Source organism: Wolbachia endosymbiont (group A) of Yponomeuta plumbellus, assembly GCF_947251575.1.
Taxonomy (GTDB): Bacteria; Pseudomonadota; Alphaproteobacteria; order Rickettsiales; family Anaplasmataceae; genus Wolbachia; species Wolbachia pipientis.
This window is the reverse complement of record NZ_OX366353.1, coordinates 109,769-121,764: the sequence shown is the minus strand read 5'-3', so window position 1 is coordinate 121,764 and position 11,996 is coordinate 109,769. Positions and strand designations below refer to the sequence as shown.

Genomic DNA, 11,996 nt, shown 5'->3' with positions numbered 1-11,996 from the left:
TATAGGGGAGTATTATGAGTGAAGCTAAAAAAATAGAGGAAAGACATCATAGTCTAACTGTTCCTGGGGATATGTATCACTTACAACCAGGAGTTATTACTGGAAAAAGGGTAAGTGGAATAGAACCCTTTTTGAAAGAACAGCAGGACATGGTAAAAGTAAGGGAACTTGTAAGCTCTTTAAATCTTGAAGATGCTTCTGGTGAAGCGATAAAACCACTATCTACACCTAATGTAGAGAAAAACGAAGAAAGAGGGAAAGGTCGCTCTTAAAATATGAGCAATGAAGTTTATGATAGCGATAACATCTTTGCTCAAATATTAAGAGGTGAGTTACCTTGTGAGAAGGTACATGAAAATGAAAATGTACTAGCTTTTCATGATAAGTACCCTGACGCACCAGTTCATATTTTAGTTATACCAAAAAATCAATATATTTCATATGATGATTTCATTCTAAAAGCTCCTGAAGAGGAAATAGCGGATTTCTTCAAAACTGTAAGAGAGATAGCACACAAATATAATCTAGAAAAAACAGGATATAGATTAGTCACTAACTACGGTGAAAATGGAGAGCAGGTTGTACCACACTTTCACGTGCATATTTTAGGTGGTAAAAAGTTAGGAAAGCATGTAAACTCATAGTGTTATATGTTTTGTTAAATGAGCGAATATTTAACCATAGTAATCTTTATCTGCGTATCAATTGTAGTATCTTTTGCTTTAGGTATATTGCCTATGTTTCTTGCAGTGAGTAAGCCAGATGGTGAAAAGCTTTCCACATATGAGTGTGGCTTCAATCCACTATCCAGTGCAAGAAAAAATTTTGACATTAAATTTTATCTAGTTTCAATATTATTTATAATATTTGACTTAGAAATTGCTTTTCTTTTTCCTTGGGCTGTTTCTTTATCTAAGATAAGCTATGGTGGATTTTGGTCTATGATGGTATTTCTTGCAATACTCACTATAGGTTTTATCTATGAATGGTGTAAAGGTGCATTAGAGTGGGAGTAGTTTATGACAAATCAAATTCTATCTAATGATGACTGGGGTCGTTATAAAAAAGAAGGGTTTCTTGTCACTAAATTTGGTGATTTAACAGATTATGTAATGAATTGGGCAAGGTCTGGTTCATTGTGGCCAATGACATTTGGTCTTGCATGTTGCGCAGTTGAGATGATGCATACTGCATCCAGCCGTTATGATCTTGATAGATATGGTATAATGTTTCGTGCAAGCCCACGTCAATCAGATGTGATGATTGTTGCTGGCACACTAACTAATAAAATGGCAGCAGCATTGCGCAAGGTTTATGATCAAATGGCAGACCCGAAGTATGTTATTTCCATGGGAAGTTGTGCAAATGGTGGTGGTTATTACCATTACTCTTATTCAGTGGTCCAAGGCTGTGATAGAATTGTGCCAGTTGACGTGTATGTCCCTGGATGCCCACCAACCGCTGAGGCGTTGCTATATGGAATGCTATGCCTACAAAACAAAATAAAACGGACTCGGAATGGATAAAACTGCAAAGTATATACAAAAAAAGACCAAATGCGAGTGCATTCAAAAAGATGATGGCATTATTGTAATATATTCAACTTTAGATGAAATTGAAAAGCACCTATTCTTTCTACGTGATGATGAAAAGTGTAGGTTTGAACTATTAGTTGATATTTTTGGGGTTGACTATCCAAATAGAGAGAAGCGTTTCGAGCTAATATACAATCTGCTCAGCATTGTGCATAATATTAGAGTACACATAAAGCTTCAGTTATGTGAAAGCGACATGCCTCCAAGTGTAGCGAAGATATTTAGTACGGCTTTGTGGTTTGAGCGTGAAGTGTTTGATATGTATGGAATAGAGTTTTCTGATCACCCTGATTTGCGTAGGATTCTAACAGACTATGGATTCAAAGGTCATCCAATGTTAAAAGATTTCCCTCTCACTGGTTATGAGGAAGTAAGATATGATATAGAGACAAAAAAGGTTGTGTATAATCCTATAGATTTACCGCAAGATTTTCGTATGTTTGATAGCTTATCGCCTTGGGAAGGTAAAACCATAAAAGTAAATACAAAGGAGTAGAAAATGACAGTACAAAGAAAAAAAATATCTTTAATCGGTGCAGGAAATATCGGTGGAACTCTCACCCATATGATTGCACTAAGGGAACTCGGTGATGTTGTTTTACTTGATATTAGTGATGGAATACCACAAGGTAAAGCACTCGACATAGCAGAATCATCCCCTATTGATGGATTTAATGTCAATATTACTTGCACAAATAGGTATGAAGATATAAAAAACTCCGATGCAATTATAATAACCGCTGGCATCGCTAGAAAACCTGGAATGAGCAGGGATGACCTCCTGCAAACCAATGCTAAAGTAATGAAGGAGGTTGGCGAAAATATTAAAAAATATTCTCCAAACGCGTTTGTAATAGTGGTTACCAACCCTTTGGATGCCATGGTTTCAGTGGTGCATAAATTTTCAAACCTTCCAACTAATATGATTGTTGGCATGGCAGGAGTGCTTGATTCTTCCCGTTTTCGTTACTTTCTTGCAAGTGAGTTAAATATCTCAGTTGAAGATATATCTGCTTTTGTGCTTGGAGGACATGGCGACACTATGGTACCACTAATCAATTGTGCTTCAGTTGCTGGAGTTCCACTTACTCAAATTATCGATATGGGTCTTATCACACAGAAAAAAGTCGATGAAATAGTTGAACGCACTCGCAATGGCGGTAAAGAAATAGTTGATCTGCTTAAGTCTGGATCTGCATACTACGCTCCTGCATCTTCAGCTATATGCATGTTAGAATCATATTTAAAAGATAAGAGGCGCATATTACCATGTGCTGCTTACCTTAATGGTGAATATGGTGTAGAAGAGTTGTTTATTGGTGTTCCTGTAATTATTGGAAAAAACGGAATTGAAAAGATCCTAGAAGTTAAAATGAATGATAGTGAACAAGAAATGTTTAATAAGTCTGTAAACTCGGTGAGAGAGCTGGTGAAATCTTTAGGTTCATAAGCAAATTAATGGTTTTATAGAACTTCTTTATAGCTCAAACAGCCTAAAAAAGTTGCTTGTGGTTACCTTCGCTACTTGTTCTGGTGACTCATTCCACAACTCTGCCAAACAATCAACAACGTATTTCACCATTGCTGGTTCATTCTTTTTTCCCCTATAAGGCTCAGGTGATAGATATGGTGCATCAGTTTCGACTAAAACACGCTCGCGTGGTACATTTTGTGCAATTTCTCTGAGTAAGCTCGCATTTTTAAAAGTAATAATTCCAGAAAATGAAATACATAACCCCAAATCTATAGATTGATAAGCAAGTTCTTTAGAGGAAGCAAAGCAGTGCATTACTCCACTAAAAGCACCGGCTTTCATTTCTGACCTTAACATATCGATCATCTCATTATCAGCGCTTCTTGTGTGAATAACTAAAGGTAGTCCAGTTATTCTTGACGCTTCTATATGTAATGCAAAACTTTTTTTCTGATTGTCTTTGTTGTCAGATTTATAAAAATCTAACCCGGTTTCACCGATACTAATTACCTTTTGGTTCTTGGTAAATTCAACTAATTCATCAACATGTATACACTCACCATTTTCTATAGCAGCATCAAGCGGATGTATACCAACAGAGGAGTAGACCTGATCATAGGATGAAGAAATTTTTAATAACTTAGGAACATCGTCAATGCTTACGCATATGTTATGCAAAACCTTTACACCATTTTGCTCTGCCCTTGAAATTACTTTTGGTATTTCATCGTCAGAAAAATAAATCAAGTGGCAATGAGAATCTACTATCATGAGCTTATTGTTGAGGCTTTTATTATAGAAGAAAACTCTTCTATCACTGTTTTATAAACTTCTTTTTTAAATGATATAGCACTGGCTACTAAACTATCTATACCTTGCCAACGCCACTCTTTGAACTCTGGATGACCAGTATAATTAATATCAATGTCCTCATCCTCTCCGCAAAACTTCATTAAGAACCACCTTTGCTTTTGACCAGAATATTTTCCATTCCAGCATATTGGTATAACTTCTTCAGGCAAGTTGTAGTATATCCAATCCTTGCTTTTAGTTATAACCTTTACTTTATTAGTACCAACCTCCTCTAGCAACTCACGTAACGCTGCTTGTTCCAGTTCCTCACCATCATCAACACCTCCTTGTGGCATCTGCCAGTAAGAATCGCTATCAAAGCGTTTTCCAATAAAGGCATGTCCTTGTCTGTTAAATAGCATTATGCCAACACAAGGACGGTACTTATCTTTCTGCTCAACCACGAGTACGCTCTGTTTTTAAATGATTTGTTACAGAAGTTTTAATTAATTTTCCATTTTTTTCTTTCTTCATCTCTTCAACAATTTTCTTTGCAACTTCCTTTGCACTCAAGTTCGAGTTATCAATTTCAAGCGAACCCTCAGGTATAAATAGCCTTTTCCCTTCAATTTTCTTTATAGCAAAATCCGGATCAGTAATTTTATTTTCCTGATATCTCTCTTCTGATTGGACACGTCTTACTAGTTTTTCATTATTACAATGTAATACTACAGAAAAAATTTCCATGTCCATTTTTTTACTTAAATTTACCACTGAGTTATATAATCTTTGGTCATAGGGATCACCCTCTATCAATTCATTTGTAAATATATAATGTTTTGATTTTACGTAGTGTTTTTCCAGTATTGCTAATACATTTTCCCTAACTGCAAAAATTTTTTCCCATAGGTCATCTGGAACTTCAGCGTTTTGTAATTTAACAATATCAAATATAATATTACTGAATAGATTATTGCTTACTATCACCGCATCAATGATTTTACACAGTTCCTTTGCAGTAGTAAACTTACCACTACCTGGAAAGCCGATTAAGTAGATGAGAGTCTTGCCCATAATGAATACTAGTAAAAAGCTATTCTCAATTATACATAAAAGTATATACATTGTACATGCTAAAAACATGATGATAAAATAGATGCAGGTAACACCTTTTTAACGGTTGAAAATAGTTCATATTTAGAAATTTTGAGTATATAATTATAAATGAATCATATAACCTGTAAACAATGCTTAGCGATATGAAATCGATAAGAAGTACAATTGAAGAGATAATAGATCAAAATAAAGGTCATGATATAGTAACTTTTGATGTGCAGAATAAAACCGTTATTGCAAAATATATGATTATTGCATCTGGTGATTCAAGCCGTCACGTTAAAGCTTTAGCTGAGCACGTAATAAAAAGCCTCAAGCCACATGATAAAATAGATGTAGAAGGTATGGATGAAGGCAATTGGGTGGTTTTGAATTTTCAAGGCATAATGGTTCACATATTCAGGCCGGAAGTAAGGGAGTATTATAAAATAGAAGAGTTATGGAATTGATTATCCAGATAGCTGGTACACAATTGCACAAACGTTGTAATTTTGAAGGCAACTCCTGCACAGGTAGTGGTGTCATGAAAGTAGCTGACACTGGAATCCAGTTTTTCATGCAATTTCATCGAAAACGTTGTATAGTGTGCTTGTTTATAATTAAGTTCCAGTGTCTGGGCACTGGCTTCTCTATTAGGGTTACCTTCAGCATTAATGACAGGATAGACTGGGGTTTATAAAATGAAACACGCATCTGAATTTTTAAATTTCATCCAAGAAAGAGGGTACCTATACCAATGCACAAACATTGAAGGACTAGATCAATTATTATTGCAGAGCAATTATATAGTTGCATACATTGGGTTTGATTGCACAGCACCAAGTCTTCATGCTGGTCACCTAATTCAGATTATGATGCTCTGTCACCTACAAAAATTTGGTTATAAGCCGATAGTCTTACTTGGAGGTGGCACAACAAAAATTGGTGACCCATCCTTCAAAGATAAAGCAAGAAGCATCTTGCCTGTAGAGAACATCAATCAAAATACATCCAGTATAAGGAGAATATTAGAGAAAATGGTGTCTTTTAATGACAGCAAGACTGGTGCAATGATAGTAAATAACGCAGATTGGTTGGATAACATAAAATACATAGATTTTTTGCGTGATATAGGAGCTTATTTTTCTGTAAATCGTATGCTAAGTTTTGATAGTGTGAAAACCAGGCTGGATAGAGAGCAAACCTTAAGCTTTCTGGAATTTAATTACATGCTATTGCAAGCTTACGACTTTATTGAATTAAACAAAAAATATGATTGTCGTCTGCAGATTGGAGGGTCAGACCAGTGGGGAAATATAGTAAACGGAATTGAACTTGGAAAAAAGTTGAATTTACCTGAGCTATTTGGCCTTACCATGCCTCTTTTATTAAATGCACAAGGAAAAAAAATGGGCAAAACTGAAAGTGGAGCAGTGTGGCTTGATGATAATATGCTAAAGCCTTACGACTACTGGCAATATTTTCGCAACGTTGATGATCAAGATGTTGGACGTTTTTTAAGATTGCTCACTGATGTGCCAATTGATGAGATTAGAAAATTAGAGTCTTTAAAGGATCAAGAAATAAATGAAGCAAAAAAGGTCTTGGCAACAGAAGTGACAAAAATATGTCATGGTGACAAAGAAGCGGAACTTGCACAATTTGCTGCAATTTCTGCTTTTGAGAATGAAGATAGCTCACTACTTCCTGATTACATCATAAAAAAAGAACAAGTTGCAAGCGGCATATCCTTAGTAGACCTACTACATGACACCGGTTTTGAACCTTCAAAAGGCGCTGCAAAGCGTTTAATACAGGGCAACGGATGCAAGATTAATGATAATGTTGTAAACAATATTGATCATGTAATAAATTTCGAAAGCTTTAAAGATCAGCCATTTATAAAATTATCTGCAGGAAAGAAACGCCATATAAAAGTTGTGGTAGATTAGGTCTCGAAGTAAGAAAACAAATTTTATACAAGTGAGAAATTAGATATGGAGCAAATTTTCAAAATTCGAGAATTATGTATAAAACAACTGGAAAGATAGTAGAAAGCGAAATTCTATTATATATAGCTAAAGTGGCTTAGGTTTACCTACAATTTGAAAAACAACAAATTCGTCATTCCGCTACTCATTAGCGGAATCTATACCGCGAATGAATCCATAACTGTACGGACATTGCAATTTGGGCCTACCAGGAGGGCAATGCCTCTTATCCAAGTACCCTCTTCTTGTCATCCCAGTGTCAAGCACTGGGATGGCTTTGTTGCATCGCTAGCTATAATGGATTAAAGATAAAAAAGGTGGAGAATATCAGTAGCTTATTATTCTGGTATTTATAACAAGAACGGTCAGTGAATACCTAAATTTGAGTAAAAGAAATTTCACTACCATTTACCAATCCGGCTAAAATTCAAGAATTTCAATGCTTTAGCTATTTTCAATAGAATTAAATTTATTAATATAAATAACAAATTACTATTCTTAAATTTGATCAGATTGATTGCAAAAAAAACAAGATTTTCAATAAGTTGCTTATAATCCTAACTATAGTTAGCCTTTCATAAGTAGCGATGCAACAAAGCCCACTGGGATCCAGGAATTTTATTAAGTTGGTAAGTATAAAAGTAGCCGTTTTATGTTAAAACACAACGTTCTTGATGAGATTACGGCAAGGCTGGATTCCAGTGTCAGCTACTTTCATGACACCATTTGCTGTGCAATTTACCTTCAAAAATGAATGTTCATACAGTTATGGAATGAATCGCGGTATGACGTAGGGAAACCTTTCTTGAGTTAGCTATAGCACTATAAAATTGTCCGCAGGGCCATATAAAAGTTGTGGTGAGTTAATAAATTTTTATGGAAGAAAGGATATATTAGAAAATTGAGGGTTTTAAAGGAGGTAAAAATGAGACTGTATTATAAAGATATCACAGGTCTTATCAAAGAACCCTACCGCTCCAGAGGAAGGGATTATTTTGACAAAAGAAAGGTACAGATTATATCTGTTAATGAATCTCAAGCTAAATCAAAGGTAGTTGGATCAAATGTATATCGAGTAACACTAAAGCACGATGGTCCTCTTTTGAGTGGAACATGTTCCTGTCCTGCATTTGTGTATTATGGTCCATGTAAGCATATGGCTGCAACAGGTTTTGCTTTGGTTGCACTTGATAGAAAGGAGTATCGATCGTCTGCGCGCCCAGATGAACAGACTCTCTTTGAAAGGTTTTACTAAGAAAAACAAAGCAAGAGCTAATTTCAATAATTACTCGTTCCAGTAAACATTATCCTGAGATTTTTGAAGAACTAGAGGATAAAGAATATGAGCAATTTATTCAAAGTGAACTTTCAAAATCCGAGAATTATGTATAAAACAACCGGAAAGATGGTGAGATCAGGTAATCTATGGCTAAGACGTCATACCGCCGCGGTATCTCTTAGCCGCTAACACGTAGCGGGATGACGAGATGCCACCACGAACCGTCATACCGCGCGATTCATTCGCGGTATCTCAAAGCATAGATCCCGCTAACAAGCAGCGAGATGACGGTTGTCGTTTAGCTATAAATATTAAGAAATTTACCAAATAAAAAAAAGGCAAAAGAAGCCCCGTGGTTGGCTAATTACTTACATTATACTTTCAAGTATGGCGTTTTTTTTATTCTAAACGTTTAATAACCGCGATTCAGTTGCTTTTAAGCCGCAACTAATCTAAATTATAAACATTAAGAAATTTACTAAACAGAAAAAAAGGCAAAAGAAACCCTAGGGTAGCTAGTTATTCACTATCTATTTTTTAAGTTGGCGTTTTTTAATGTTTTAAATAGCGTATTTCAGCTTGTGTAGGTAAAAACCCAGAAATTTGATAAAGACATAGAGTGCACATAGTGCAAAAAATTAAACATGAGACGCCAGATACGTGAGTTTTTTGTCATTTAATCTGTACAGAGAAGATAAATAAATAGCTTCAGTTTCATGATAAGGGGGCTGGCGGAGTTTGTCAAGTAAGTTTTTCGCTTCTGCGGGCTACTTGAATAACGGCTACAATGTTCATACAGCTATGTACATAGCTGGAACCCAAAAAAAGAACCAAGTAGCCAAGGCTACTTGGATGACAAAAGGTAATACAGGAAATCTATTGGCTCTCGTATATCTTAGTGAAACTTAACAAGTTTATCTATAGTTTTAGTGATGATTCTTGGAGTATCCGGAGAAACTGCTGAGCTCAGCCTATTTAACCGCTCTATAGCGAACTCGCTATTCTCATTTGCTATGAAATCACATAAAATATTTTCTATATCCTTAGTAACACTTTCATGCTTTCTCAGAGGATGATTATGTGGATACCTACTGATGGTTTTGATACTGGAATACTCAACAAAAGCTTGATCCTTAAAAGCAAGTTGTCTCAATTTCTCTTTGAATTTTCCTTCTTCCTCTTTTGCTAAAAGGCGAGACTTTATCAGTGATTTTATAATCAAATTTATAGCTTGATGTATTTCAGAATGCACTATAACTTTAATGGTATTTTCTTCTACTATACAATCATAAATATTTTTTTCGCTCTGTAACGACTCTATTAATTTCTTGCTACTTTGTGAATTCAATTCCAAATTCTCCTCACTCATAGGAGTTATTATGAAGGTGTTCTTACTCACTCTGATGTTAAATTGTGGAGAGCCTTCAGAAAAGGAAAATGCTACATCCTTAAATTCAAGTGCATGATTGTATGCAGCAAAAAGGGTGTGTGCTATAACACTGCTGGGCACCTTCATTCCATGTTTACTCAGGTGGTTCAATACATTTTCAACCTCATGATATGTAAAGTCTGTATCTTTTAGCAATTCAACAACTTCTATGCCGTTGTGTTGTTTATGCTCTATTCTCACTTCTTCTGTAAAAAGTGTTTTAGCTGCTATATGTTTATCAAGCACTGTGAAAATCTTGATGAAATTCTCTAAATCTTGTTTGTTAACTAATTCGATACTAATTAAGTTTCTGCTAATAATTGAAATATTTTTTGTCATTTTTTCCCACTAAAAAAACTCACTGAATGAATTGTATTTTTAATTCATTAAGAATTGTTTAAAGTGAGCATACTAGTTTTCATTTACGTATTACACGACAAAACAAGATAAAAAGTTACATAAAATCATCATGTGGTATAACACACTCTCCACATTCATCATTGCTGTTTGTGTAGGTTGTGACATCAGTGTGATTGTCATTATTATTTAGCATATCATCCAACTTTCCTTCTTTTTCAAGATCCATCAATTTGTCACACCCCCCAATGTGCTTATCGTTGATAAAAATCTGTGGAACTGTTCTAACGTTATACTTTGATTTTATGTCGTTAAATAGATCTGAGTTTTTGAGCACATCAATTTCTTCATACTTCACACCTTTTTTATCTAGTAAATCCTTTGCCCTTATGCAGTATGGACAGCCCTTCTTTACATATATCACAACATTTTTCACAATTTATCTCCGTAGCTTACTAAAATATAGTTATTATATATAAGAAACATATCAAATTGTATGAAAATTATTTATAATTGTGAGCAAGGAATAGAAAATAATATAGCACTAACCTTCGGAAATTTCGATGGCATTCATTTAGGACACGAGTTTGCAATTTCTACTCTAAAGAAGGTAGCACAAGAAAGAGGATTACCCTCTGCAGTTTTAACTTTTGAGCCTCACCCATCAACTGTTTTATTTGGTAGAAACAATTTTAGGTTAATAGACCAAGAACAAAAAAAGGAACTAATCAGCAGCTATGGTATAGATTACTTATATATTATTAATTTTAATAGAGGTTTTTCTGAGGTTAGCTGCGATGACTTTATCAGTGAGATTTTAATAGATAAATATGGCGCTAAACACATAATTGTCGGAGAAAATTGCACTTTTGGTCATAAACGATTGGGTAATATATTAACTCTAGAGAAATATTCTGAAATATATGGATACTCTTTGACTAAATTAGAGCCATTAACAATTGACGGCAAAATTTGCTCTTCTTCTTCAATAAGGGAGTATGTACAAAGGGGCGAAATAGAAATTGCTAATAAATTGCTCGGCAGGCCTTATCAAGTTTCTGGTGTTGTGACAAAAGGTGCATGTAGAGGTAGAGAAATAGGATTTCCAACCATAAATATTCCTATAGAAGATTGCATGATAAAACCTAAGTTTGGCACATATTACGCTAGAGTGACTTTTCCTGATAGTAATCCAAATTGGTTATATGGAGTAGTCAATATTGGTATGAGACCTACTTTTAAGGATCTGAAAAAGCCTATAATAGAAATGCACATATTCGATTTTGATGAAGACGTATATAGTCATAAAGTCAATATACAACTTTTAAAATTCATAAGGTCAGAAAAAAAATTCCATAGTATTGAGGAGTTAACAAAACAGATAAATTATGATATACTTAAAGTTTATAGGTTAAAGGCAAATTTATGAAAAAGTTATGCTTAGTTGTTATATTAATTATAGTATTGATTGACCAAACGAGCAAATTGTACATAAACTCATTGATTGATGAAGGAGAATCAATTGAGATCGCTAGTTTTATAAAACTAGTTGAAGTTTGGAATTCAGGTATTAGTTTTGGAATGTGTAGCGCTTTACCACATGGCGGTTTCTTTTTTTCAGCATTTTCAATACTAATAATTGGTATACTTGCATATTTGATATACAAGTCTGACGATCAGTCAACTTACCTTGGTTTTTCTCTGATGATTGGTGGAGCAATCGGAAACGTAGTTGATAGGATCTATTGGGGAGCTGTATATGATTTCATATATTTTCATATTGATGATTGGTATTGGCCAGCCTTTAATTTAGCAGATTTATCTATAGTTTGTGGAATGTTTACATTGTTATATAAGTGGTATATATACGATATGCTTATTTCTAAACAAAATGAGGAATAAAATAATTATATTCACATAATGTTGACATCGCTATATAAGTGGTATACATACGATATGTTTATTTCCAAACAAAATGGGGAAT

General features: G+C 34.5%; 17 protein-coding genes. 12 read left to right on the top strand and 5 right to left on the bottom strand.

Going from position 1 to position 11,996, the window contains the following annotated elements:
* Window positions 1-14: 14 nt before the first annotated feature.
* Genes OPR39_RS00700 through mdh form a run of 6 tightly spaced genes read left to right on the top strand, consistent with a single transcriptional unit; the run spans window position 15 to window position 3,045 of the window.
* Window positions 15-272, top strand: coding sequence for a hypothetical protein (locus tag OPR39_RS00700; protein ID WP_006279579.1), 258 nt, complete (start codon window positions 15-17; stop codon window positions 270-272).
* A 3-nt stretch (window positions 273-275) separates the two neighbouring features.
* Window positions 276-644, top strand: coding sequence for an HIT domain-containing protein (locus tag OPR39_RS00695; protein ID WP_015589394.1), 369 nt, complete (start codon window positions 276-278; stop codon window positions 642-644).
* Between the two features lie 18 nt (window positions 645-662).
* Window positions 663-1,016, top strand: a complete 354-nt coding sequence (locus tag OPR39_RS00690; RefSeq protein WP_006279576.1) for an NADH-quinone oxidoreductase subunit A — start codon at window positions 663-665, stop codon at window positions 1,014-1,016.
* Between the two features lie 3 nt (window positions 1,017-1,019).
* Window positions 1,020-1,526, top strand: coding sequence for a NuoB/complex I 20 kDa subunit family protein (locus OPR39_RS00685; RefSeq protein WP_174516933.1), 507 nt, complete (start codon window positions 1,020-1,022; stop codon window positions 1,524-1,526).
* The gene (locus tag OPR39_RS00680; RefSeq protein ID WP_007548576.1) at window positions 1,519-2,091 is read left to right on the top strand and encodes an NADH-quinone oxidoreductase subunit C; all 573 of its coding nucleotides are present in this window, start codon (window positions 1,519-1,521) and stop codon (window positions 2,089-2,091) included. The genes OPR39_RS00685 and OPR39_RS00680 overlap by 8 nt, the downstream gene beginning before the upstream one ends.
* A 3-nt stretch (window positions 2,092-2,094) precedes the next feature.
* Window positions 2,095-3,045, top strand: a complete 951-nt coding sequence (gene mdh / locus OPR39_RS00675) for a malate dehydrogenase (protein ID WP_265038806.1) — start codon at window positions 2,095-2,097, stop codon at window positions 3,043-3,045.
* Window positions 3,046-3,072: 27 nt separating this feature from the next.
* Here the strand turns inward: mdh and OPR39_RS00670 are convergent, their stop codons facing one another.
* From OPR39_RS00670 to OPR39_RS00660, 3 genes are read right to left on the bottom strand one after another with little or no spacing between them, the layout of a single operon-like run.
* On the bottom strand, window positions 3,073-3,840 hold the full coding sequence (locus OPR39_RS00670) for a TatD family hydrolase (RefSeq protein ID WP_006280340.1): 768 nt from the start codon (window positions 3,838-3,840) through the stop codon (window positions 3,073-3,075).
* Window positions 3,837-4,325 (bottom strand): RNA pyrophosphohydrolase, encoded by a 489-nt coding sequence (locus OPR39_RS00665; RefSeq protein ID WP_006279569.1) that lies wholly within the window; start codon window positions 4,323-4,325, stop codon window positions 3,837-3,839. The genes OPR39_RS00670 and OPR39_RS00665 overlap by 4 nt, the downstream gene beginning before the upstream one ends.
* The gene (locus tag OPR39_RS00660; RefSeq protein WP_265038804.1) at window positions 4,318-4,935 is read right to left on the bottom strand and encodes an AAA family ATPase; all 618 of its coding nucleotides are present in this window, start codon (window positions 4,933-4,935) and stop codon (window positions 4,318-4,320) included. Before OPR39_RS00660 ends, OPR39_RS00665 begins: the two co-directional genes overlap by 8 nt.
* 173 nt (window positions 4,936-5,108) lie before the next feature.
* Between OPR39_RS00660 and rsfS the strand changes: the two genes are divergently transcribed.
* The 4 genes from rsfS (at window position 5,109) to OPR39_RS00640 (ending at window position 8,202) form a co-directional block, all read left to right on the top strand.
* Complete coding sequence (gene rsfS, locus OPR39_RS00655; RefSeq protein WP_015589391.1) at window positions 5,109-5,426, top strand: ribosome silencing factor; 318 nt, start codon at window positions 5,109-5,111, stop codon at window positions 5,424-5,426.
* Window positions 5,417-5,656 (top strand): hypothetical protein, encoded by a 240-nt coding sequence (locus tag OPR39_RS00650; RefSeq protein WP_041573543.1) that lies wholly within the window; start codon window positions 5,417-5,419, stop codon window positions 5,654-5,656. The genes rsfS and OPR39_RS00650 overlap by 10 nt, the downstream gene beginning before the upstream one ends.
* A gap of 1 nt (window position 5,657) precedes the next feature.
* Window positions 5,658-6,908, top strand: coding sequence for a tyrosine--tRNA ligase (gene tyrS, locus OPR39_RS00645; RefSeq protein ID WP_007548582.1), 1,251 nt, complete (start codon window positions 5,658-5,660; stop codon window positions 6,906-6,908).
* Window positions 6,909-7,872: 964 nt separating this feature from the next.
* Entirely contained in the window at window positions 7,873-8,202 is a 330-nt protein-coding gene (locus OPR39_RS00640) for an SWIM zinc finger family protein (RefSeq protein WP_007548583.1), read from the top strand.
* Window positions 8,203-9,121: 919 nt separating this feature from the next.
* Here the strand turns inward: OPR39_RS00640 and OPR39_RS00635 are convergent.
* Entirely contained in the window at window positions 9,122-9,994 is an 873-nt protein-coding gene (locus OPR39_RS00635) for a hypothetical protein (RefSeq protein WP_265038803.1), read from the bottom strand.
* 115 nt (window positions 9,995-10,109) lie between these two features.
* Complete coding sequence (gene grxC / locus OPR39_RS00630; RefSeq protein ID WP_007550037.1) at window positions 10,110-10,448, bottom strand: glutaredoxin 3; 339 nt, start codon at window positions 10,446-10,448, stop codon at window positions 10,110-10,112.
* A gap of 60 nt (window positions 10,449-10,508) precedes the next feature.
* Between grxC and ribF the strand changes: the two genes are divergently transcribed.
* Entirely contained in the window at window positions 10,509-11,441 is a 933-nt protein-coding gene (ribF, locus tag OPR39_RS00625) for a riboflavin biosynthesis protein RibF (protein ID WP_010082493.1), read from the top strand.
* Entirely contained in the window at window positions 11,438-11,914 is a 477-nt protein-coding gene (gene lspA, locus OPR39_RS00620; RefSeq protein WP_006279329.1) for a signal peptidase II, read from the top strand. Before ribF ends, lspA begins: the two co-directional genes overlap by 4 nt.
* Window positions 11,915-11,996: the final 82 nt, after the last annotated feature.